We start from the raw sequence: 23,253 nt of genomic DNA on the forward strand, positions 1-23,253 counted from the left end.
GCACGCACGTACCGCACGCGGAGAACAACGCGCCCGCAGCGGCCCACGGACGGAAGGGGCCGTGCCGGGGGGTGCCCGCCCGCAGCGGCCGGCGCTGAGGAACTCACGCCGGCCCCAGGACGGACGTCCCCGAGTCACCGCGCGCGGGCACGCACGTACCGCACGCGGAGAACAACGCGCCCGCAGCGGCCCACGGACGGAAGGGGCCGTGCCGGGGGGTGCCCGCCCGCAGCGGCCGGCGCGTCCACGCGGGATGCGCTCCTGAAGAAACCGCACTCGCGCCGGTCCGAGGACGGGCACCCCCCGGCGCGGCCCCGCCCCACCCACGCACCGCACGCGGCGACCACGCACCGCACGCAGCGACCCCGCACCGCACGCCGGAACGCGGAAACGCGCCCCCACCCCACCCACGCACCGCACACCGCGGGACGCCCGAACCGCCAGGCCGGCGAACTACCCCGCCCCCCGGGCCGGCGACCCGCCACGCCCAGCACACCGGCTGCCCTCCTGGGCACATTGATCCCCGGAGGCGTGCCGTAGTCTCGTCCTCAGTCAGGTACCTAGGTTGAGGGACTCACGTGGCAGAGGCGGAGCGCATCATCGGTACGCCGGACACCCCGGACGCGGCACGGGCCGGGCAGGAACCCCCCGGCGAGCGTCCCGGTACCGAAGGCGGACAGCCCCCGGCCGGCGCATCGGACCCGGCGGCGGCCGGAGCAGCCGGGACCCCGGCCCCTGCCGAGCGGCCCAGGGGCAGGCGCCGGATCGCCGTCCTGTTCGCCGTCGCGGCCTTCGCGTACGTGCTCGACCTGGCCAGCAAGATGCTCGTGGTCGCCAAGCTGGAACACCACGCGCCGATCGAGATCGTCGGTGACTGGCTGAAGTTCGAGGCGATCCGCAACGCCGGCGCCGCCTTCGGCTTCGGCGAGGCCTTCACCGTCATCTTCACCGTGATCGCCGCGGCCGTGATCGTCGTCATCGCCCGCCTCGCCCGCAAGCTCTACAGCCTGCCCTGGGCGATCGCCCTCGGCCTGCTGCTGGGCGGCGCGCTGGGCAACCTCACCGACAGGATCTTCCGCTCGCCGGGCGTCTTCGAGGGCGCGGTGGTCGACTTCATCGCCCCGAAGCACTTCGCCGTCTTCAACCTGGCCGACTCGGCGATCGTCTGCGGCGGCATCCTGATCGTGCTGCTGTCCTTCCGCGGTCTGGACCCGGACGGCACGGTCCACAAGGACTGAGCCGTCCGGGCGCAGCCCGCCCTCCGGGCCTCTCGTACGGGACCGTCCGACCCGTCCGGCATACTCGACGGGTGAGCACGATTCCCGAGATCCGTACCCTGCCCGTGCCCGACGGCCTGGAGGGCGAGCGCGTCGACGCCGCCATCTCCCGCATGTTCGGCTTCTCCCGCACCAAGGCCGCCGAGCTGGCCACCGCGGGAAAGGTGCAGGTCGACGGCGCGGTCGTCGGCAAGTCCGAGCGCGTGCGCGGCGGGGCCTGGCTAGAGGTCGAGATGCCGCAGGCGCCCGCGCCGGTGCAGGTGGTCGCCGAGCCGGTCGAGGGCATGGAGATCGTGCACGACGACGACGACGTCGTGGTGATCGTCAAGCCGGTCGGGGTGGCCGCGCACCCGTCCCCGGGCTGGACCGGTCCCACGGTGATCGGCGGACTCGCCGCCGCCGGCTACCGGATCTCCACCTCGGGCGCCGCCGAGCGCCAGGGCATCGTGCACCGCCTCGACGTCGGCACCTCCGGCCTCATGGTGGTCGCCAAGTCCGAGTACGCGTACACGTCGCTGAAGCGCCAGTTCAAGGAGCGCACGGTCGACAAGCGGTACCACACGCTCGTCCAGGGCCACCCCGATCCGACCAGCGGCACGATCGACGCACCCATCGGCCGCCACCCCCAGCACGACTACAAGTGGGCGGTCACCGCCGACGGCAAGCCCTCGGTGACCCACTACGACCTGATCGAGGCGTTCCGCGCGGCCTCCCTGCTCGATGTGAAGCTGGAGACCGGGCGCACCCACCAGATCCGCGTCCACATGGCCGCCCACCGCCACCCCTGCGTCGGCGACCTGACGTACGGCGCCGACCCGACGCTCGCCAAGCGGCTCCGACTGACCCGCCAGTGGCTGCACGCCGTGCGCCTGGGCTTCGAGCACCCCGGGGACGGCCAGTGGGTGGAGTTCACCAGCGACTACCCCGAGGACCTGCAGCGGGCGCTGGACCAGGTCCGGGAGGAGACCTACGCATGAGCACGTCCGCCGTGGTGCGGGTGGCCGAGGACCTCGCCGACCGCGAGGCCTGCTTCGCGGTGCGCAAGCAGGTCTTCGTGGCCGAGCAGGGCGTGCCCGAGGACATCGAGTACGACGCCTACGACGCCGTCGCCGTGCACGTGCTCGCCGTCCGGGAGGACGGGACGCCGCTCGGCACCGGACGGCTCCTGCACGGCGAGGCCGCCGCGGCGAAGACGGGCGGTGACGCGTCCGTGGGATCGCTCGGCCGGCTCGCCGTCGCCAAGGAGGCCCGCGGGCTGGGCGTCGGCGTGGCACTGGTGCGGGCCATCGAGGACGCGGCCCGCGCGCGGGGGCTCACGGCGGTGGACCTGCACGCGCAGACGCATGCGCTGGGCTTCTACGAACGCCTGGGCTACGCGGCCTACGGCCCCGAGTTCCAGGACGCGGGCATCCCGCACCGGGCGATGCGGCGCCCGCTGTAGCCGACGCGCGGCCACCGCCCCCTGGTGCCTCCGGGCCACCGCGCCCAAGGCCGACCCGGGCCCGCCCCAGCCGACGCCGGGCCATCACGCACCGCGGCATGCGGCGCGCACCTCGGCAGGCGTCGAAGCGCCGCGCCCCGGTGATCCGCCGGCCCCCCCGGCACGGCGCCGGGCCACCGGGCCCCGCCCCGCCGCGGAACCCGACCACAGCGGCGCGGCGCCCCGCCGGCCCGTCCCGGGTCGCCCCACCACCCGCACCGCCGGTCACACCGGCACCGCATCGGGCGGTGTGCGGGAGCCGCAGGTGGGAACTGTGAAGTGGCAGGCTCGGGGTCTGCCAGGGGCATGTCTCCTGCCCAGGGGCGCCTGGGAACGTCCGGGAACGTCCGCACCACCGGAGCGCTGACCGTGGATCAGTTGGCCCTGTTGTTCGTGCTGTTGCTGGGGGCCGTGGTGAGCGTCCCGGTCGGGGCCCGGTTCGGGCTGCCGTCGCCGGTCCTGATGACGCTGCTCGGAATCGCGCTCGCCCTGCTCGAATTCGTCCCGAACGTCGACATCCCGCCCGACCTCATCCTGCCCGCCCTGCTGCCGCCGCTGCTCTACGCCGCCGCGCGGCGCACGTCGTGGCGCCAGTTCACCGCGAACAAACGCCCCATCTTCCTGCTCGCCGTGGCCCTGGTGTTCGTGACCACGGCGTGCGTGGCCACCGTCGCCCACGCGATCGTGCCCGGCATGCCGATCGCCGCGGCCTTCGTCCTGGGCGCGCTGATCGCCCCGCCCGACCCGGTCGCCGCGACCGCGGTCGCCGGGCAGCTCGGGCTCCCGCGCCGCCTGGTGTCCATCCTGGAGGGCGAGGGACTGTTCAACGACGTCACGGCCATCGTGCTCTACCACGTCGCGGTCGCCGCCGTGATCAGCGGGACGTTCTCGCCCTGGAAGGCCGGACTGGACCTGGTGCTGTCCGCCGTGGTGGCGGTGGCCGTCGGGCTGGTGCTCGGCTGGGGCGCGAACAAGCTGATGGACCTGCTGGAGGACGCCACCCTCCAGGTCGGGCTGACGCTGCTGGTGCCGTACGCGTCGTACGTGCTGGCCGAGGAACTGCACGGCTCGGGTGTCCTCGCCGTGCTCACCACCGCGCTCTTCCTCGCCGAGTACGCCACCGACGCCGACGACGTGATGACGCGCCTGGCCGGTCACACGTTCTGGGACGTCGTCGACACGCTGGTCACCGGCATCGCGTTCGGGTTGATCGGCCTGGAACTGCACAACGCCATCCGGACGGCCTCCGGGCGGTGGGGCGAGCTGCTCGGCTGGGCGGCGATCATCGTGGCCGTCGTGGTGATGGTCAGGCTCATGTGGCTGCTGCCGGCGACCTGGCTCACCAAACGGCTGCACGCGTGGCGCGACTCCGACGAGGAGATCCCGACGACGTGGCGGGAGACCGTCGTCATGTGGTGGTCGGGGATGCGCGGGGTGGCGTCCGTGGCGCTCGCCCTGGCCATTCCGCTGAAGACGGACAGCGGCGCACCGTTCCCCAACCGGGACGAGATCATCTTCATCGCGTTCGGGGTCATCCTGGCGACCCTGGTGCTGCAGGGACTGACGCTGCCGTGGCTGGTGAGGCGGCTGAACGTGCGGGCCGACACGGAGCGGGAGAAGGAGTTCGAGAAGCAGCTGGCGGTGCGGGCGGCGAAGGCCGCCAAGCGGAGGCTGAAGGAGATCGAGGAGGTCGAGGACCTGCCGGAGGAGTTGTCCGAGCAGATGCTGCGGGGGGCCTTCGAGATCGGGGTGCGGATCAGCCCGGACATCGGCGACGACGAGCGCCGGGAGGCGCACCAGCACCGGGTGCGCAGGCTCAAGCGGGTGCGGCGGATCCAGGGCGAGATGCTGAGTGCCGCGCGGCACGAGGTGCTGGCGGCGCGGAGCGAGCCGGGAGCGAACCCGGAGATCGTGGACCGGGTGCTGCGGCACCTCGACGTGCGCAGCCTGCGCTGACCTCGCCGTGGGGCCGCCGTACGCCGGCCGTACGGCCGCCGCACGGGCCCGGCGGCCTGCCGCCGGGCCGGGTGCACGCCGCTGCATCGGAAACGCGTCGTCGGCGCCGCCGCCCCGCACACGCAGGACGGCTTCTGGGTCGGCGCGCTGCACGACGAGGCCGAGGACGACGGCGCCTTCGTCGAGCGGCGCCCGCGGACACCGGCGCGGAAGCGCCGGGCGTCACGGCCGCGGACCCACCCGACCGGGCTGCCCGGCCCCCGCCCGCCCCACCCGTCCGGCCGCGCACCCGTCCGGGCCCACCCGTCCGGGCCCACCCGGTCGGCCCGGCGCCGGAGGGCCGGAGTTGCTTCGCCGGACCCCGGTGTCTCTATAGGCTCGGGTCATGACTCGCAACGTCGTGATCAGTGGTGGCGGCACGGGGATCGGGCTCGCCGCGGCCCGGGCCTTCGCGGCCGACGGGGACCGGGTCCTGCTGCTCGGGCGGCGGGGCGACGTGCTGGAGAAGGCGGCGGTGCCGGGCGCGCTCACCTACGCCGCCGATGTGGCCGACGTCGCCGGCGTGCGGGGCGTCGCCGAGTTCGTGGCCGGGGAGCTCGGCGCGGTGGACGTGCTCATCCACAGCGCCGGGGGGTCCGGGCAGCTGGAACCCCGGGTGGAGCGCGACGACCCGCTCGACCTGGTCGCCGACAACTGGGAGCTGAACTTCCGGCTCAACACCTTGACCGCCGTCCTGCTCACCGAGGCGCTGAAGGCCCGGCTCGCGGAGCCGGGCGGCCGGGTGCTGTTCCTCAGCTCCATCGCCGCGTACCGGGGCTCCGGGAGCGGCGCCTACGCGGCGTCCAAGGCCGCCCTGCACCCGTACGCCCACGACCTGGCCCGGCAGCTGGGCCCGCGCGGGATCACCGTGAACGTGGTGGCGCCCGGGTACGTCGAGGACACCGGCTTCTTCGGCGACGCCATGACCGAGGAGCGGCGCGCCCGGCGCATCGCGGAGACCTCCACCGGCCGGGCCGGAACGCCCGGGGACGTGGCCGCGACGCTGCACTGGCTCGCCTCCCCGGGCGCCGCGCACATCACCTCGCAGATCATCCAGGTCAACGGAGGCGCCGAACGCGGCCACTGAGCGGCCGGCGGAGCCGGGGCACCGGACCAGGAGTCCGGTGCCGGCCCCGCCCGGCGAGGCTCAGCGGCGGCCCGTCGCGGGCTTCTCGAAGGAGCGCCAGGCGGCACTGTCGCGGACCGGCCGGCGCCCGTCGGCCGGGCGGCCCGGCGGCGGCACGGCCGCGGCGGTGTTGACGCGGGGCAGCGCGTACGGGTGCTGCTCGCTCAGCCAGCGGATCATCTCCTCGCGCACGGTCACCCGTACGGTCCAGATGTCGTCCGCGTCCTTCGCCGTCACCAGGGCGCGCACCTCGACGGTGGTCGGCGTGGAGTCCGTGACCTGCAGTCCGTAGGCGCGGCCGTCCCAGGCCGGGCACTCGCGCAGGATGTCGCGCAGCTTGTCCCGCATCGCCTCGATCGGGGCGCTGTGGTCGAGGTGCCAGTAGACGATGCCGGTCATCTGCGGGGTGCCGCGGGACCAGTTCTCGAACGGCTTGGACGTGAAGTACGACACCGGCATGGTGATCCGGCGCTCGTCCCAGGTCCGCACCGTCAGGAAGGTGAGCGTGATCTCCTCGACGGTGCCCCACTCGCCGTCGACGACGACCGTGTCGCCGATCCGCACCATGTCCCCGAAGGCGATCTGCAGCCCGGCGAACAGGTTGCCGAGCGTCGACTGCGCGGCGACACCCGCGACGATGCCGAGGATGCCGGCCGAGGCCAGCAGCGAGGCACCGGCCGCGCGCATCGCCGGGAAGGTCAGCAGCATCGAGGCGGCCGCCACCACGATGACGATCGCCGAGACGACACGCATGATCAGCTCGACCTGCGTGCGCACCCGGCGCACCTTGGCGGGGTCCCGGTGGGCGCGGGCGCTGGCGTAACTGGAGTAGGACGTCTCGACGACGGCCCCCGCGATCCGGATGACCAGCCAGGCGGCCGAGCCGATGAGTACCAGGGTCAGCGTCCGGCCGATGCCCACCCGGTGCGGCTCCAGCAGCTCGAGCTGGTCGTACGACCCTCTGAGCAGGGCGGCGCAGAGCACCAGCTGGTAGGGGATGCGGGCACGGCGCAGCAGGCCCCACAAGGGTGTCTCGTGGTGCCTTCCGTCGGCCTTGCACAGCAGCATGTCGGTGGCCCAGCCGATCACCAGAGTAAGGACGACCGAGCCCCCGACCACGATCAGCGGGCGGAGTACGTTCTCCATGCCAGCGAACCTAACCGGCAGCGTGCGGGCATGAACATGTGTCTTCACCCTGATTGCGGGTAGGGCGCGGCGCGGTGTGGCGAGGCTCTCGCCGGGAGCCGGGAGCCGGGAGCCGGGAGCCGGGAGCCGGGAGCCGGACGACCGGTCCGGCAGCCCGGCCGGCCCGGCAGCAGGCGCCGGGCCGGCCGGCCGGCGGGAGCGTGGGTGGCCGGCGGGGAGGGCGGCGGCCGGGGTCGGGCGCCGCCGTTCCCGGCTGGCACCATGGCCCCATGGACATCATGCTCTTCCACTCGACCTACGGCCTGCGACCCGCGGTGCGCCGGGCCGCGGACCGGCTGCGCGCCGCCGGACACCAGGTGTGGACGCCGGACCTGTTCGCGGGCCGGACCTTCGGCACGGTGGAGGAGGGCATCGCGTTCAAGGACGAGATCGGCAAGGACGAACTGCTCAAGCGGGCCGTGCTGGCCGCCGCGCCCTACTCGGAGCGCGGGCTGGTCTACGCCGGGTTCTCGCTCGGCGCCTCGATCGCGCAGACCCTCGCGCTCGGCGACGACAAGGCGCGCGGCCTGCTCCTGCTGCAGGGCACCTCGGACATCGCCCCCAACGCCGCGGTGGACGGCCTGCCCGTCCAGCTGCACGTGGCCGAACCCGACCGGTTCGAGACGGACGACTGGCTGAGCGCCTGGTACCTGCAGATGGGCCGGACCGGTGCCGACGTGGAGATCTACCGGTACGCCGGCGCCGGGCACCTCTACACCGACCCGGACCTGCCCGACTACGACGAGGAGGCGGCCGAGGCCACCTGGCGGGTGGCGCTCGGCTTCCTCGACAGCCTGTGACCGGACCCGTACCGTGCCCGGGCGCCCGCCCGCAGCGGCGGATGGCCTGGGCAGGCCCCGGGACGCTGCCCGGCGGCTACACCGGGTCGTACGTCCGCTCGACCTTCTGCGTGCCGCTGCGGGTGCGGTACGAGCGGGTCCACCGCGAGGCGGCGTCCGGGTCCGCGCGGTCGGACAGGACGTAGTAGTCCATCTGCGCGCGCTCCGCGGTGATGTCCAGGACGCCGTAGCCGTGGCGGTCGGTGTCGACCCAGTGCACGTGCCGGTTGGCGGCGCGGATCACCGGCGCGGCCACGGCCGAGACCGTGCCCTCGGGGACCTTGACGATGTCGTCGAGGTTGTCGGACGTCACCGAGGTGACCACGAACTCCGTGGCGGCCGACGCGGACAGCGGATACGTACCGGCGTCCACCGGGACGTCGTTGGCCCACGCCATGTGGATGTCGCCGGTGAGGAACACGGTGTTGCGGACGGCGTGCGAGCGCAGGTGGGCCAGCAGCTCCCGGCGGTCGTCCGTGTAGCCGTCCCACTGGTCGGTGTTGACGGCGAGGCCCTCCTGCGGCAGCCCCAGCAGCTTCGCGAGCGGCCTGAGCAGGTCCGCGGAGAGCGACCCGACGGCGAACGGCGAGATCATCACCGAGTTGCCGACCAGGCGCCAGGTGGTGTCGGAGGACGCCAGTCCGGCCTTCAGCCAGTCGAGCTGGGCGCGTCCGGTGAGGGTGCGGTCCGGGTCGTCGACCGAGCCGCTGCCCGTGGACGCCTGCTGCGAGCGGAAGGAGCGCAGGTCCAGCAGGGACAGGTCGGCCAGCTTGCCGAAGCGCAGCCGGCGGTACGTGGTGCCCTCCACCGCCGGGCGGACCGGCATCCACTCGAAGTAGGCCTGCTTCGCGGCCGCCTGACGCGCGCTCCAGGCGCCCTCAGCGCCCTCGGTGTGGTTGACCGCGCCGCCCGGCCAGGCGTTGTCGGCGAACTCGTGGTCGTCCCAGATGGCGATGACCGGCGCCCTGTGGTGCAGGGCCTGCAGGTCGGGGTCCGTCTTGTACGTGGCGTGCCGGGTGCGGTAGTCGGCGAGGGTGAGGATCTCGTTCGCCGGCGTGTGCGGACGGACGACGGTGCCGCGGGTGCCGTACTCGCCGGAGGCGTACTCGTAGATGTAGTCGCCGAGGTGCAGCCAGGCGTCCAGGTCGCTGCGGGCCGCGAGGTGGCGGTAGGCGGCGAAGTAGCCGGCCTCCCAGTTGGCGCAGGACACCACGCCGAAGCGCAGGCCCTGGACGGCGGCGTCACGGGCGGGCGCGGTGCGGGTGCGGGCGACGGGGGAGTCGGTGCCGCCGGACGAGAAGCGGAAGAAGTAGTCGGTGGCCGGCTCCAGACCGCGGATGTCGGCCTTGACGGTGTGGTCGGAGGCGGCGGTGGCGGTGGTGGAACCCCGGGCGACGACGGTCTGGAACGACCTGTCCTTCGCCACCACCCAGCTCACCTCGGTGTCCGGGCCGAGCCCGGAGCCGGGTATGGCCTCGGCGGTGGGGGTCACGCGGGTCCACAGCAGGACGCCGTCCGGCAGCGGATCACCGGAGGCGACGCCGTGCAGGAAGGCGGGCGTCCCGGTGGCCGCGCGGGCGGGCAGCGCGGCGGCGAGCGGGCCGGCCAGCACAGCAGTGGCCGCCGCGGCCTTGACGACCGTACGGCGGCGCGGGGAAAGGGAGTTGGCGAGCTCCGACGTCGTCGTCGCACGCTCGGAGGGTCTGTATCGACTGGTCACGGACGATCAGGCTACTGACCGGTACCGGCCGCGACGAGTCAACTGCCGAACATTCACCGTTTGTTACGCCCGGCCACCCCGCCTGGGGCGGGCGGCCGGGGGCGGAGCCCGCGACCCCTCGGCGTGCGCGTGCAGCCTCGGGGCCGCGACGCGGTGCCGTGGACCACGCACCGGACGGACAGTCACATGCCGTACGACGCGGCCGCGGTGCGCGCCCGTGCGCACCGAAGTGCCCCGGACCCGCTGCGGGTCCGGGGCACCGCGCCTGCCGGTCGCCGGCCGTGCGGAGGCCGCGCGGCTACGAGGTGAGCGCCTTCTGGATGGCGGTGCCGAACTCGGCGGTCGTCATGGGAGCGCTCTGGCCGTCGCTGCCGGTGACCTTCTTGCCGTCCATGACGAGGGACGGCGTGCCCTGGAAGCCGTACTTCTTGCCGTCCGCGTCGAACTTCTCGCTCATCACCAGCGCCCACTTGTCGAAGGTGCCGTTCTTCACGTCGTCCTGGAACTTCTTGTTGTTCTTCAGGGCGTCGACGGTGTTCGCCACCTTGATCAGGTACGCGTCGTCCTTGAACTTGTCGTCCGTCTCCTCGGGGTGGTACTTGGCCGAGTAGAGGGCCGCCTTGTACTCGAGGAAGGCCTCGGGGCTCACGTTCAGGGCGGCGCCCAGCGCGCTCAGCCCGTTGCGGGAACCCTCCCCGGGGAGGTTGGTGTCGAGGAAGCTCGCGCCGACGAACTGGACCTTGTACTTGCCGGCGTCGACGTCCTTCTTGAGGGTCGGGCCCACGGTCTGCTCGAACTGGGCGCAGACCGGGCACCGCGGGTCCTCGTACATCACGAGGGTCTTCTTGGCGGTGGCCTTGCCGATGACGACGGTCGTGCCGTCGGTGCCGCTGCTGTTGGCCGGCTTGACGAGCTTCTCGTCCTTCACGGCCTCCCAGTGGCCCGGCTTGTTCGACTGGACGACCGCGTAACCTATGCCGCCGGCCGCCGCCAGGACGGCGACGACCGACAGGCCGACGACGATCTGCCGCTTGGCCTTGGACCGCTTGGCCTCGCGCTCGCGTTCGGCGCGCAGCCTCTCGCGGGCCGCCGTCTTCGCCTCCTGGGCGTTGCGCTTGCTCATGGTGGTGTTCTCCCTGTGGGACGCGCAGGGTGGCTGCGCGGTGGACGTGTGGGGGCTGCTCGCGCCCGGGGTGCCGTCTGGCCGGGGCGACGGCCGGGGCCGTCCGGACGTGGCGACCGGGGTGCCGTCTCGGGCCGGGGCGCCGGGCGGGCGCACGGGGAGCGGCCGGGCGGCCGCTCAGGCGAGGGCGGCCGGGCAGGGCGGTCCGCGCCGTCCCAGGGAGTGCACGAACAGACGGGTGCGCGGGGCGGTGGCCCGCGGCGCGGGGCGCGCCGGGCGGCCGGCGTCCGGGGCCGGCCGTACGGCCCCCGCGGCGACCGCGAGCAGCAGCGGCCGGAAGGTGGTGGCGGCCACCGCGCGCAGCAGCTGGGCGAGGGCCCGCTCACCGCGGCGCAGCCAGGCGGCCGCGAGGAGACCGACCCCGACGTGCGCCCCGAGCAGCAGCCAGGCGGTCGCCGGGCCGGACTGGGCGAGCAGGCCGGCGAGCCGGCCGGCGTCAGCGCCGCCCGGCCACCACCCCCCGTGCAGGTGCTGAGCGCCGCCGCCGCTCAGGCGGGCGAGCGGGATGCCGACGTCGGTGCCGCCGCCGCACAGCAGGTCGAAGCCGACGGAGCGCAGCGGGCCGGCCACCGGGCCGCCCGCGCGGCCGTAGCAGACGTGCTGGCCGGTGGTGAAGACCGTGTCGGCGGCCAGCTCCAGCGGCACGAGCAGGGCGGCGATCCGCCCGAAGCCGCGCTCGCGGCCCGCAAGCAGGAACGCGGGCACGAACACGGCGGCCGCGACGGCGGCCACCGTGTTCAGCGGCAGCGGGACCCTGGACAGCAGCACGTGCGACGCGGTGCTGAGTGTCACGGTCACGGCCGTGAACAGCGCCGCGCGAACGGCTCTGAGCTGGGTCCCGGATATGTCCATAGCGAAAGGGAGTGTGTCACGGACACCGGTAAGAGAGCCCTAAAGGGTCCCTGTGGGCGTCCCGGCCGTCACAGACCCGGAATCCGCCCGTTGCGGAAGAGGTCCACGAAGATCTGGTGGTCGGCGCGCGCGCGTGCCCCGTAGGTGTGCGCGAAGTCCACCAGCAGCGGCGCGAAGCCCTCCTCGTCGGCCGCGATCGCCGCGTCGATGGCCCGCTCGGTGGAGAACGGCACCAGCGACTCGCCGGACTGGTCGTCGGCCGCGGCGTGCATCGTCGCCGTGGCCCGGCCGAGGTCGGCGACGACCTGCGCGATCTCCTCCGGATCGTCGATGTCGCCCCAGTCCAGGTCGACGGCGTACGGCGAGACCTCCGCCACCAGCTGGCCGGCGCCGTCCAGCTCCGTCCAGCCCAGCCACGGGTCGGCGTGCGCCTGGAGGGCGCGCTGGGAGATCACCGTGCGGTGGCCCTCGTGCTGGAAGTAGTCGCGGATCGACCGGTCCGTGACGTGCCGGGAGACCGCCGGGGTCTGGGCCTGCTTGATGTAGATGACGACGTCGTTCTCCAGGGCGTCGCTGTGCCCCTCCAGCAGGATGTTGTACGACGGCAGGCCGGCCGAGCCGATGCCGATGCCGCGGCGGCCGACGACGTCCTTCACGCGGTAGGAGTCCGGGCGGGCCAGGGACGCGTCCGGCAGCGTCTCCAGGTAGCCGTCGAAGGCCGCGAGCACCTTGTAGCGGGTGGCCGCGTCGAGCTCGACGGAGCCGCCGCCGGGCGCGAAGCGGCGCTCGAAGTCGCGGATCTCCGTCATCGAGTCCAGCAGGCCGAACCGGGTCAGCGAGCGGGCGACGCGCAGGGCGTCCAGCAGCGGCCCCTGGGCGGTGTCCAGGGTGAACGGGGGCACCTCGTCGCTCTTGGCGCCGGTGGCCAGGGCGTGGACGCGCTCGCGGTAGGCGGCCGCGTAGATCGTCACCAGCTCGGTGATCTGCTCGTCGCTGAGCGCCTTGGCGTAGCCGATCAGGGCCACGGAGGCGGCGAAGCGCTTGACGTCCCAGGTGAAGGGGCCGACGTACGCCTCGTCGAAGTCGTTGACGTTGAAGACCAGCCGGCCGTTGGAGTCCATGTACGTGCCGAAGTTCTCGGCGTGCAGGTCGCCGTGGATCCATACGCGCGAGGTGCGGTCGTCCAGGTACGGTCCGCTGTGTATCCCCCCGGCGGCCCGCCCGGCGTGCTCCGCCTCCAGGTCGTGGTAGAAGAGGCACGCCGTCCCCCGGTAGAAGGCGAAGGCCGAGGCGGCCATCTTCCGGAACTTCACGCGGAACGCGGCCGGGTCGGCGGCCAGGAGCTCGCCGAAGGCGGTGTCGAAGACGGTGAGGATCTCCTCACCGCGCTGCTCGTCGCTGAGCTGGGGGACCGACATCGCTGGGTGCCTCCTGGTACGAGACGTGAATCTGACGTGTACAGGACGTGCTGGGCGGATCCCGCGGGATCCCCCTCACGCCAACGCCCGGCGGGGCGGACGAGTGCCCGCCCTCGCCCCGCCCGAAGGCGGGCGGGGAGGACCGCTCTCCCGCCGTCCGGCCGCCGCCCCTCGCCGGGGCGCCTCGCGCCACAGTATCCGTCCGGGTGTCGGTGCCGGGGCATAGACTTCGACGCTGTCCCCCGGACCGTCCGCAGCCCGTCGCCCACCCCTCCGGCCGCCACCACCGCCGGCCGGGGCGCGGGCGCCGCAGCACCTGATCTTTGGAGGCCGAACCGTGTCGAAGCCGCCGTTCACGCACCTGCACGTCCACACCCAGTACTCGCTGCTGGACGGTGCCGCGCGGCTGAAGGACATGTTCAACGCCTGCAACGAGATGGGCATGACGCACATCGCCATGTCCGACCACGGCAACCTCCACGGGGCGTACGACTTCTTCCACTCCGCGAAGAAGGCCGGGATCACCCCGATCATCGGCATCGAGGCGTACGTCGCCCCGGAGTCCCGGCGCAACAAGCGCAAGATCCAGTGGGGCCAGCCGCACCAGAAGAAGGACGACGTCTCCGGCTCCGGCGGTTACACCCACAAGACGATGTGGGCGGTGAACAGCACGGGCCTGCACAACCTCTTCCGCCTCTCCTCGGACGCCTACGCCGAGGGCTGGCTGCAGAAGTGGCCGCGCATGGACAAGGAGACGATCGCGCAGTGGTCCGAGGGCATCGTCGCCTCCACCGGCTGCCCCTCCGGCGAGGTGCAGACCCGGCTGCGTCTCGGCCACTTCGACGAGGCCCTGAAGGCGGCCGCCGACTACCAGGACATCTTCGGCAAGGACCGGTACTTCCTGGAGCTGATGGACCACGGCATCGACATCGAGCGCCGGGTCCGCGACGGCCTGCTGGAGATCGGCAGGAAGCTGGGCATCCCGCCGCTGGTCACCAACGACTCGCACTACACGTACGCGCACGAGGCGAGCGCCCACGACGCCCTGCTGTGCATCCAGACCGGCAAGAACCTCTCCGACCCGGACCGCTTCAAGTTCGACGGCACCGGCTACTACCTGAAGTCGACCGACGAGATGTACGCCATCGACTCCTCGGACGCCTGGCAGGAGGGCTGCGCCAACACGCTCCTCGTCGCCGAGATGGTCGACACCACCGGCATGTTCGAGAAGCGCGACCTCATGCCCAAGTTCGACATCCCCGAGGGCTACACCGAGGTCACCTGGTTCCAGGAGGAGGTCCGCCGCGGCATGGAGCGCCGCTACCCGGGCGGCGTCCCCGAGGACCGCCAGAAGCAGGCCGAGTACGAGATGGACGTCATCATCCAGATGGGGTTCCCGGGCTACTTCCTCGTGGTCGCCGACTTCATCATGTGGGCCAAGCGCCAGGGCATCGCCGTGGGCCCCGGCCGAGGCTCCGCGGCCGGCTCGATCGTCGCCTACGCCCTCGGCATCACCGACCTCGACCCGATCCCGCACGGCCTGATCTTCGAGCGGTTCCTCAACCCCGAGCGCATCTCCATGCCCGACGTCGACATCGACTTCGACGAGCGCAGGCGCGTCGAGGTCATCCGGTACGTGACGGAGAAGTACGGCGCCGACAAGGTCGCCATGATCGGCACCTACGGCACCATCAAGGCCAAGAACGCGATCAAGGACTCCGCGCGCGTCCTGGGCTACCCGTACGCGATGGGCGACCGCATCACCAAGGCGATGCCCGCCGACGTCCTCGGCAAGGGCATCCCGCTGTCCGGCATCACCGACCCCGGCCACCCCCGCTACTCGGAGGCGGGCGAGGTCCGGGCGATGTACGAGAACGAGCCGGACGTGAAGAAGGTCATCGACACCGCCAAGGGCGTGGAGGGCCTGGTCCGGCAGATGGGCGTGCACGCCGCCGGCGTGATCATGTCCAGCGAGACCATCACCGAGCACGTCCCGGTCTGGGTGAGGCACACCGACGGCGTGACCATCACGCAGTGGGACTACCCGAGCTGTGAGTCGCTCGGCCTGCTGAAGATGGACTTCCTGGGCCTGCGCAACCTCACGATCATGGACGACGCCGTCAAGATGGTGAAGGCCAACAAGGGGATCGACATCGACCTCCTGGCCCTCCCGCTCGACGACCCCACGACCTTCGACCTGCTCCAGCGCGGCGACACCCTCGGCGTCTTCCAGTTCGACGGCGGCCCCATGCGCTCCCTGCTGCGCATGATGAAGCCCGACAACTTCGAGGACATCTCCGCCGTCTCGGCCCTGTACCGGCCCGGCCCGATGGGCATGAACTCCCACATCAACTACGCGCTGCGCAAGAACAAGCAGCAGGAGATCACGCCGATCCACCCGGAGCTGGAGGAGCCGCTCAAGGAGGTCCTGGACGTCACCTACGGCCTGATCGTCTACCAGGAGCAGGTGCAGAAGGCCGCCCAGATCATCGCGGGCTACTCGCTCGGCGAGGCCGACATCCTCCGCCGCGTGATGGGCAAGAAGAAGCCCGACGAACTGGCCAAGAACTTCACCATCTTCCAGGCCGGCGCCCGCAAGAACGGCTACAGCGACGAGGCCATCCAGGCACTGTGGGACGTGCTGGTCCCGTTCGCCGGCTACGCCTTCAACAAGGCCCACTCCGCCGCGTACGGCCTGGTGTCGTACTGGACCGCCTACCTGAAGGCCAACCACCCCGCCGAGTACATGGCCGCGCTGCTGACCTCGGTCAAGGACGACAAGGACAAGTCGGCCGTCTACCTCAACGAGTGCCGTCGCATGGGCATCCGGGTGCTCCCGCCGAACGTCAACGAGTCCGAGGCGAACTTCGCCGCGCAGGGCGACGACGTGATCCTCTTCGGCCTGTCCGCCGTCCGCAACGTCGGCACGAACGTCGTCGAGTCGATCATCAAGTGCCGCAAGGCCAAGGGGAAGTACACCTCCTTCCCGGACTACCTCGACAAGGTCGAGGCGGTGGTCTGCAACAAGCGGACCACGGAGTCGCTGATCAAGGCCGGCGCCTTCGACACCATGGGTCACACCCGCAAGGGCCTGACGGCGCAGTACGAGCCGATGATCGACAACGTGGTCGCGGTGAAGCGCAAGGAGGCCGAGGGCCAGTTCGACCTCTTCGGCGGCATGGGCGAGGAGCAGAGCAGCGAGCCCGGGTTCGGGCTCGACGTCACCTTCAGCGACGAGGAGTGGGACAAGACCTACCTGCTCGCGCAGGAGCGGGAGATGCTCGGCCTGTACGTCTCCGACCACCCGCTCTTCGGCCTGGAGCACGTCCTGTCCGACAAGGCCGACGCGGGCATCGCCCAGCTCACCGGCGGGGAGCACGCCGACGGCGCGGTCGTCACGATCGGCGGCATCATCTCCGGCCTGCAGCGCAAGATGACCAAGCAGGGCAACGCCTGGGCGATCGCCACCGTCGAGGACCTCGCCGGCTCCCTCGAGTGCATGTTCTTCCCCGCCACCTACCAACTGGTGTCGACGCAACTCGTCGAGGACGCCGTGGTGTTCGTCAAGGGCCGCCTCGACAAGCGGGAGGACGTGCCGCGCCTGGTCGCGATGGAGCTCATGGTCCCCGACCTGTCGAACGCCGGCACCAACGCGCCGGTGGTGCTCACCATCCCCGCCCTGAAGATCACCCCGCCCATGGTCAGCCGGCTCGGCGAGATCCTCAGCCACCACAAGGGCGACAGCGAGGTGCGGATCAAGCTCCAGGGGCCGCGCAAGACGACGGTGCTGCGCCTGGACCGGCACCGGGTGAAGCCGGACCCGGCGCTGTTCGGCGACCTGAAGGTGCTGCTCGGGCCGTCCTGCCTGGCGGGCTGACACGCACCGCCCGCCAGGCGGCGGCAACGGTACGAGGGGCGTGCCCGTCAAGACCGTGCACGCCCCTCGCCGTCACTCACGCAGGGCCCAACGGCCCGGTCGGCGGCCTCAGTTGTGGCCGAAGCGCTTCTGACGGCCCTTGCGGCCCACGTCGGAGGGACTCATCTGCGGGACGTGGTGCTCGGTCCGCGGCTCCCGCGCGGACGGCTGCGGCTCCTGGGCGCCCTGCGCGGACACCGGCGCCTTCTGCCTGCTGCGGTCCTGCTTCCGGTTCTTGGCCATGGTGATCTGCCTCCTGTTGGGGGTCTAGGGGCCAGGGCCGGGATCAGATTCACATACGCTGAGAATGAACGCATGTCGGATAATTACCTTCTGTGACTGGGGTGTCGGGCGTCGTACCCCCGAAACGCCACGCCGAAGATCCAGTTCGGGCCGTGAACCCCCGCCGGGTCGGGCAGACTCGAAGCAAGCCCGAAGCAAACCTCCCGGAAAGAGGGTGGATCGCGTGGACCGCTGCATCGTCCTGGTGGACGCCGGGTATCTGCTGGGGGCCGCGGCCAGTCTCCTCGCCGGGGAACCGTCGCGGTCCCGCATCACCGTCGACCACACCGCCCTCGTCCAGGGGCTGCGGGAGCAGGCCGAGTCGGACACGGAGCGGCCGCTGCTGCGGATCTACTGGTTCGACGGCGCCCCCGACCGCGTCCCGCAGCCCGAGCACCGCCGGCTGCGCGTGATGCCCCGGGTCACCGTCCGGCTGGGCGCGCTGACGCGCAGCGACGGGCGCTGGGCCCAGAAGGGCGTCGACGCCGCCATGCACGCCGAGCTGACCGAGCTCGCCCGCAACCGGGCCTGCTCCGACGTCGTCCTCGTCACCGGCGACGGCGACCTGCTGCCCGGCATGATGGCCGCCAAGGAGCACGGCGTCGCCGTCCACCTGTGGGCCGTCCAGGCCGCCGACGGCGACTACAACCAGTCCGAGGACCTGGTCGCCGAGGCCGACGAGCGGCGGGTGCTGGACCGCACCTGGATCACCAAGGCCGTCCGCGCCAAGGAGCTGACCGGCGTCTGCGCGCCGCCGCCCGAGCCCCGGCCCGAGATCGCCGCGATCCTGTCCGCCCCGCTGCCCGAGTCGTCCCTGTCCGCCACCGCCGAGCAGCCCGCCGAGGAGACGGGGCACACCAGGACGGAGGCCCCCCGCGACGGCACCGAGGAGCGGGTGCCCGCCGCCAAGGGCGTGCCCACCCCCAAGGACCTCGCCGCGCTGCGCGCCCACGGCCCGCAGCCCGCCCCGCACCCGGCCACCGCGACCCTGCGCTGGTCCTCCGACAAGGGCTGGGTGGACCGCCCCGGCGTCGTCACCGAGCCGCCCGAGGCCGCCTCGATGCCGACGCTCGCGCAGCTGACCACGGCCGAGCAGCGCTGGGCGGACCGGGAGGAGGACATCACGACCGTCGGCGGCGACCCCTTCGAGGTGGGTCAGGTCTTCGCCCGGCGGTGGGTGGAGCGGCTGAGCGACCAGGGGCACCTGCAGAGACTGTCGTCGATGTACCCGCGCATCCCGCACCGCATCGACGGGGAGCTGCTGCGCTACGCCGCCCGCTTCGGGCTGCTCGCCCACAAGGACGACCAGATCGACGAGCACGACCGTTACGCCATCCGGGCCGGGTTCTGGCGCGAGATCGACGTGAGGACCGGCGCGGAGCACGCCCCCGTGACCGACTAGTCCGTGTCCGCGAAGTCCCGTCGTCCGCCCGGAGGGCGGGCCCTGCGGCGTCCGGTGCGTGCTCTCGGTGTGCCGGGCGGAGACCCTCGTACGGGATGTACTCGGGACTTCGCCCGGTGCGGCGAGTGGGGGCACCCCCTGCTCGAGCGGAGCCGGGAGCTTGGGGAAGCGTGCCAGGCGTCGCGGGGCAGGCGGGACGTTGCGGACACGGCCCAGGGGCACCGGACGCCGCGACCGGACACCCCCGGATCCGCACGCGGAGCCCCTCCCGATCCGCGGGCGGAGGCCGCCGGGCGACTCCGGGGGATCCCCCGGAGTCGCCCCAAGGGTGAGTAAAGGGGGCGGACCCCGTAGTCTCGTCCCTTGTGAGTACGCGCGCGGCACAGGCACTTCGGCACGGGGACGACGTCGTGTGCGCGGTGCGCGGACTGACCAAGACCTATCCCGCGGTCCGCGGCCGGCGCGGCACGCCCGGCGCGCCCGAGGTACGGGCCACCGACGGCGTGGAGCTGGACGTCCGCCGCGGTGAGATCTTCGGGCTGCTCGGACCGAACGGCGCCGGCAAGTCCACCCTCGTCCGCCAGCTCACCGGCCTGATGCGGCCGGACGGCGGCACCGTCGACATCCTCGGCCACGACATCGTCCGCCACCCCGAGCGCGCCGCACGCCTCCTCGCCTACCTCGGGCAGGAGTCCACCGCCCTCGACGAGCTGACCGTCTCGCTCGCCGCCGAGACCACCGGACGGCTGCGCGGCCTGGACGCGCGCGCGGCCCGCGCGGAGCGCGACGCCGTCCTCGACGAGCTGGGCCTCGCGCCGATCGCCGGACGCCCGCTGAAGAAGCTGTCCGGCGGCCAGCGGCGCCTCGCCTGCTTCGCCGCCGCGCTGGTCGGCGAACGGCCGCTGCTCGTGCTGGACGAGCCGACCACCGGCATGGACCCGGTGGCGCGCCGGGCGGTGTGGTCCGCCGTCGACCGGCGCCGGGCCGAGCGCGGCACGACGGTCGTGCTGGTCACCCACAACGTCATCGAGGCCGAGACCGTGCTGGACCGGGTCGCCGTCCTCGACCGGGGGCGCGTGATCGCCTGCGACACCCCGGCCGGGCTCAAGGAACGGGTCTCCGGCGAGGTCCGCGTGGAGCTGGTGTGGCGGGACCGGGCACCCCTCGAGGTGCCGGAGGTCGCCGCGCTGCACGAACGGGCCGCGGAGTCGGGGCGCCGCTGGACGCTGCGGCTCGCACCCGAGGAGGCCCGGGCGGCCGTCGCCACCGTCACCGGCGGGGCCGCGTTCACCGCGCTGGACGACTTCACCCTCGCCACGCCCAGCCTGGAGGACGTGTACCTGGCCCTGGGCGGCGCCGCACGGCAGGGGCTGGTGAAGGCATGACCACCGGGCACGGCGACGCCGTACGCGCGCGGACCGCCGGTTCCCCGGGCGCACCCGCCGGCGACGGGGCGAACGCCCGGCGCGCCGGATCCGTACGGAAGCACGGGACGCGCCCGCGGCCCACGGCTCGGCACGCGTCCGCCGTCGGGGCCGCGCGCGCCGCAGGGAACGCGACGGCCGCGGCAAGCGGGGCCGCCGTGAGGAAGAGGAGCAGTTCGACGTGAGTGTCGTACCCGCCGGCGTCCTGCCCGGCGTGACGGCGGTGGCCGAGGGCGAGGCCCGGCAGGCCGCCGTCCTCGCACCGCGGGCACGGCTGTGGCCGTCGCTCGCGGCCGTGTACCGGGCGCAGCTGTCCCGGGTCCGGGTGGCGCGGATCCCGCTGCTGTTCGTGGCCACCTTCCAGTCCGTCGGCATCGTGGTCATGATGCGGGGCGTGGTGACCGGCGACGGCGGAGCCCGGGCCGTGGTGGCCGGGTCCTCGGTCCTGGTCGTCGCCTACGTCGCGCTCAACCTGCTCGCGCAGTACTTCGGGCAGCTGCGGGCCGGCGGCGGGCTCGACCACTACGCGACGCTGCCGGTGCCGCCCGCCGCCGTGGTGCTGGGCGCGGCCGGGGCCTACGCGTCCTTCACCGTGCCGGGGACGGTCGTGACCGCGGTGTTCGGATGCGCGCTGTTCGGGCTGCCGCTGGGGAACCTGTGGGTGCTGCTCGCGGTGATCCCGCTCGCCGGCGCCGCCCTCTCCGGGCTCGGCGCCGCCTTCGGACTGCTCGCGCCGCGGCCGGAACTGGCCACGCTGCTCGGGCAGCTGGGCATGTCGGCGGCGCTGCTGCTGGGCGTGCTGCCCGCCGACCGGATGCCGGAGCCGGTCCGGCTCGCGCGCGACCTGCTGCCGTCGACCTACGGCGTCGAGGCGTACACGCGCACCTTCGCGGCGCACCCCGACTGGGCCGTCGTCGCCGCCGACCTGGCCGTGTGCGCCGCGGTCGGGGTGGTCTCGCTGGCCGCGGCCACCTGGGCCTACCGCAGGGCGGCCGTCCGGTGACGCGGCCGGCTCGAACGACTGGCACGATGGCAGGGTGACCGCTCCGTTGACTCCTCCTCCGCCGCCGAACCGGCGCCCCTGGCACTCCTCGCGGCCCGGGCCGGACTCCCGGCCCCTGCAGGACCCGCACGGCCGGTCCCGGCAGGCGCCTCCCGCCGGGTTCGGGCACGGGGCGACCGCGTACGGACAGGACGGCCCCGGACTGTGGACCGAGATCCGCGAGGCCGCGCTGGCCACGGTGGCGCTGACGCTCGCCGGGGCGCTGCTGGGACTGCTGTGGTGGCGGTTGGCGCCGCACGTGCCGCTCGTCGGGAACGTCACCGGCAACAGCTGGGTCGTCTACCTCAAGGACACCGAGGGCGAGCAGGCGATCGGCGTCGACGGAACGTTCACGCTCCTGGCCCTGGCCTTCGGCGCGGTGAGCGCGGTCGTCGTCTTCCTGCTGCGCCGGCGCGGGGGCGTGCCGCTGGTGGTGGCGCTGACGGCCGGCGGACTGCTCGGGTCGCTGCTGGCGTGGCGCCTCGGGGTCTGGCTCGGGCCCGACGCCGACGTGATCGCGCACGCGAAGGCCGTGGGCGAGGGGGTCACCTTCTCGGCGCCGCTGAAGCTGGGCGCGTGGGGAGCGCTGCTGGCCTGGCCGCTGGCCGCGCTGGTGGTGCACCTGGGCCTGACCGCGATGTTCGGCCCCCGCGACCCCGACCCGTACGCCGAGGGACCGTACGGGGAGTCCGCCTAGGACGAGGCGCGCCCCGTACGGGCGCGCTTCCCCCTGCCCCTGCGACGCGGCCGTGGACGGCCGGGCCTCCCGGGGTCGCTGCTTTCCGCCCGGGCCTTCCCGGCCCGTCAGCGCCGTCCGACGGGGGCCGGCGGCGCGTCCGTCAGCCCCGTCCGACGGGGGCCAGGACCGCGTCCGTCAGCCTGGCCAGGTCACCGGGGGCCAGCTCGACCTCCAGGCCCCGGCGGCCGGCCGAGACGCAGATCGTGCCGTGCGCCGTCGCCGAGTCGTCCAGGACGGTCGGCAGCTTCTTGCGCTGGCCCAGCGGTGAGATGCCGCCGCGCACGTACCCGGTGGTCCGCTCGGCCAGCGCCGGGTCCGCCATCGCCGCCCGCTTGCCGCCCACGGCAGCCGCCAGGGCTTTCAGGTCCAGCGAGCCCGCCACCGGCACCACGGCCACCGTCAGGGCGCCGTCGACGTCCGCCACCAGGGTCTTGAAGACCCGGTCCGGGGAGACGCCCATCGCCTCGGCGGCCTCCTCGCCGTACGAGGGGTGCGCGGGGTCGTGGTCGTAGGCGTGGACGGTGTAGTCCACCCCCGCCGCCGTCAGGGCCACCGTCGCCGGTGTGCCCCCGGGCTGCTTCTTCGCCTTCTTCGCCATCCGGGCCGTTCCCCAAGAGGTCGTGCGTCAGTTGAGACTCGTCGGGCTCCGCGTCAGGTCCGACGCGGGCAACGACGGCAGACTACGGATGATGGCCGTCTCCGAGCGAAGCAGTTTCAGCTCGTCCCGCAGGCGCGAGGAGGTGTCGGGCGCCTGGAGCAGACGCTGCTTCGTCGGGATGTCCAGCGCCGTCGCCGCCGCCACCAGGTACGACACCACGCTCGGCTGGTCCGGCAGGTCCGCGCCGGCCGACAGCGACCGCTCCTGCGCGCCCGCCAGCCGCTTCTGGTACTGCCGGAAGGACCGCAGCACCCGCTCCGCCAGCTCGGCGGCCTCGTCACCGGGCTCCTCGGGCAGTTCCTCCAGCTCGGCGGTGAGGAACGGACCCGAGGCGTCCACGGACAGCAGCCGTACCCGGGTCGTGCCCGTCGCCAGCACCTCGAAGGTGCCGTCCGCCTGTTCCCGGACGGTCGCCGCGTCCGCGACGCAGCCCACGCCGTGGAACGCCCTGGCCGGATCGGCGCCGAAGCCGGCCGCGGGCCCGCGCTCGGGCACGGCCGTGGGATCGGGCATGCCCGGTGCGCTCGGGGCCACCTCGTGGCCGTCGCGGATCGCCACGACGGCGAACCGGCGCGGTTCGTCCTCGGGCGTCTTCAGCAGCGTGCGCATCATGGCGCGGTAGCGCTCCTCGAAGACGTTCAGAGGAAGCACCAGCCCCGGGAACAGCACCGTGTTCAGGGGGAAGAGCGGGAGCCGGAGGGTGGTCACGGCGCAA

Annotated in this window: 19 protein-coding genes; 11 read left to right on the top strand and 8 right to left on the bottom strand. The window is 73.1% G+C overall.

What is annotated here, in order from left to right; translation table 11 throughout:
• The first annotated feature begins 578 nt into the window (after positions 1 to 578).
• The 5 genes from lspA to ABZ920_RS05260 all read left to right on the top strand — a co-directional run bounded on the left by lspA (position 579) and on the right by ABZ920_RS05260 (position 5,839).
• Positions 579 to 1,238 (top strand): signal peptidase II, encoded by a 660-nt coding sequence (gene lspA, locus ABZ920_RS05240; protein ID WP_361498983.1) that lies wholly within the window; start codon positions 579 to 581, stop codon positions 1,236 to 1,238.
• 71 nt (positions 1,239 to 1,309) lie between these two features.
• The gene (locus ABZ920_RS05245; RefSeq protein ID WP_361498985.1) at positions 1,310 to 2,254 is read left to right on the top strand and encodes an RluA family pseudouridine synthase; all 945 of its coding nucleotides are present in this window, start codon (positions 1,310 to 1,312) and stop codon (positions 2,252 to 2,254) included.
• Entirely contained in the window at positions 2,251 to 2,718 is a 468-nt protein-coding gene (locus ABZ920_RS05250; RefSeq protein ID WP_361498987.1) for a GNAT family N-acetyltransferase, read from the top strand. The genes ABZ920_RS05245 and ABZ920_RS05250 overlap by 4 nt, the downstream gene beginning before the upstream one ends.
• 408 nt (positions 2,719 to 3,126) lie before the next feature.
• Positions 3,127 to 4,713, top strand: coding sequence for a Na+/H+ antiporter (locus tag ABZ920_RS05255; RefSeq protein ID WP_361499410.1), 1,587 nt, complete (start codon positions 3,127 to 3,129; stop codon positions 4,711 to 4,713).
• A 385-nt stretch (positions 4,714 to 5,098) separates the two neighbouring features.
• Complete coding sequence (locus tag ABZ920_RS05260) at positions 5,099 to 5,839, top strand: SDR family oxidoreductase (RefSeq protein WP_361498989.1); 741 nt, start codon at positions 5,099 to 5,101, stop codon at positions 5,837 to 5,839.
• A 60-nt stretch (positions 5,840 to 5,899) separates the two neighbouring features.
• Here ABZ920_RS05260 and ABZ920_RS05265 read toward each other — a convergent pair whose 3' ends face one another.
• Positions 5,900 to 7,024 (bottom strand): mechanosensitive ion channel domain-containing protein, encoded by a 1,125-nt coding sequence (locus ABZ920_RS05265; protein ID WP_361498991.1) that lies wholly within the window; start codon positions 7,022 to 7,024, stop codon positions 5,900 to 5,902.
• A 269-nt stretch (positions 7,025 to 7,293) separates the two neighbouring features.
• Here ABZ920_RS05265 and ABZ920_RS05270 point away from each other — a divergent pair, with 269 nt between their 5' ends.
• Positions 7,294 to 7,863, top strand: a complete 570-nt coding sequence (locus ABZ920_RS05270; RefSeq protein WP_361498993.1) for a dienelactone hydrolase family protein — start codon at positions 7,294 to 7,296, stop codon at positions 7,861 to 7,863.
• A 76-nt stretch (positions 7,864 to 7,939) separates the two neighbouring features.
• On the opposite strand, the gene ABZ920_RS05275 is transcribed toward ABZ920_RS05270, so the two are convergent.
• From ABZ920_RS05275 to ABZ920_RS05290, 4 genes are all read right to left on the bottom strand, one after another.
• Positions 7,940 to 9,622, bottom strand: a complete 1,683-nt coding sequence (locus tag ABZ920_RS05275; protein ID WP_361498995.1) for an alkaline phosphatase D family protein — start codon at positions 9,620 to 9,622, stop codon at positions 7,940 to 7,942.
• A 298-nt stretch (positions 9,623 to 9,920) separates the two neighbouring features.
• Positions 9,921 to 10,745, bottom strand: coding sequence for a DsbA family protein (locus ABZ920_RS05280; protein ID WP_361498997.1), 825 nt, complete (start codon positions 10,743 to 10,745; stop codon positions 9,921 to 9,923).
• Between the two features lie 177 nt (positions 10,746 to 10,922).
• Positions 10,923 to 11,657 carry a hypothetical protein gene (locus ABZ920_RS05285; RefSeq protein WP_361498999.1) on the bottom strand — a complete coding sequence of 245 codons (735 nt, stop codon included), beginning with the start codon at positions 11,655 to 11,657 and terminating at the stop codon, positions 10,923 to 10,925.
• A gap of 68 nt (positions 11,658 to 11,725) precedes the next feature.
• The gene (locus ABZ920_RS05290; RefSeq protein WP_361499001.1) at positions 11,726 to 13,075 is read right to left on the bottom strand and encodes a DUF2252 domain-containing protein; all 1,350 of its coding nucleotides are present in this window, start codon (positions 13,073 to 13,075) and stop codon (positions 11,726 to 11,728) included.
• A 337-nt stretch (positions 13,076 to 13,412) separates the two neighbouring features.
• Here ABZ920_RS05290 and dnaE point away from each other — a divergent pair, with 337 nt between their 5' ends.
• Entirely contained in the window at positions 13,413 to 16,952 is a 3,540-nt protein-coding gene (dnaE, locus tag ABZ920_RS05295; protein WP_361499003.1) for a DNA polymerase III subunit alpha, read from the top strand.
• Between the two features lie 108 nt (positions 16,953 to 17,060).
• Here the strand turns inward: dnaE and ABZ920_RS05300 are convergent, their stop codons facing one another.
• A complete protein-coding gene (locus ABZ920_RS05300) occupies positions 17,061 to 17,234 on the bottom strand; it encodes a hypothetical protein (protein WP_361499005.1) in 174 nt (57 codons plus the stop codon).
• Positions 17,235 to 17,457: 223 nt separating this feature from the next.
• Between ABZ920_RS05300 and ABZ920_RS05305 the strand changes: the two genes are divergently transcribed.
• The 4 genes from ABZ920_RS05305 to ABZ920_RS05320 all read left to right on the top strand — a co-directional run bounded on the left by ABZ920_RS05305 (position 17,458) and on the right by ABZ920_RS05320 (position 21,838).
• Positions 17,458 to 18,675 carry an NYN domain-containing protein gene (locus tag ABZ920_RS05305; RefSeq protein WP_361499007.1) on the top strand — a complete coding sequence of 406 codons (1,218 nt, stop codon included), beginning with the start codon at positions 17,458 to 17,460 and terminating at the stop codon, positions 18,673 to 18,675.
• A 410-nt stretch (positions 18,676 to 19,085) separates the two neighbouring features.
• The gene (locus ABZ920_RS05310) at positions 19,086 to 20,060 is read left to right on the top strand and encodes an ABC transporter ATP-binding protein (RefSeq protein WP_361499412.1); all 975 of its coding nucleotides are present in this window, start codon (positions 19,086 to 19,088) and stop codon (positions 20,058 to 20,060) included.
• Between the two features lie 220 nt (positions 20,061 to 20,280).
• Positions 20,281 to 21,102, top strand: coding sequence for an ABC transporter permease (locus ABZ920_RS05315; RefSeq protein WP_361499009.1), 822 nt, complete (start codon positions 20,281 to 20,283; stop codon positions 21,100 to 21,102).
• A gap of 34 nt (positions 21,103 to 21,136) precedes the next feature.
• Positions 21,137 to 21,838, top strand: coding sequence for an AAA family ATPase (locus tag ABZ920_RS05320; protein WP_361499011.1), 702 nt, complete (start codon positions 21,137 to 21,139; stop codon positions 21,836 to 21,838).
• A 142-nt stretch (positions 21,839 to 21,980) separates the two neighbouring features.
• Here ABZ920_RS05320 and ybaK read toward each other — a convergent pair whose 3' ends face one another.
• Together ybaK and ABZ920_RS05330 are read right to left on the bottom strand one after the other, a co-directional pair.
• Entirely contained in the window at positions 21,981 to 22,478 is a 498-nt protein-coding gene (ybaK, locus tag ABZ920_RS05325) for a Cys-tRNA(Pro) deacylase (RefSeq protein WP_361499013.1), read from the bottom strand.
• 27 nt (positions 22,479 to 22,505) lie between these two features.
• On the bottom strand, positions 22,506 to 23,246 hold the full coding sequence (locus tag ABZ920_RS05330; RefSeq protein WP_361499015.1) for an LON peptidase substrate-binding domain-containing protein: 741 nt from the start codon (positions 23,244 to 23,246) through the stop codon (positions 22,506 to 22,508).
• Positions 23,247 to 23,253 lie beyond the last annotated feature (7 nt).

Source organism: Streptomyces sp. NPDC046831, assembly GCF_040645305.1.
Taxonomy (GTDB): Bacteria; Actinomycetota; Actinomycetes; order Streptomycetales; family Streptomycetaceae; genus Streptomyces.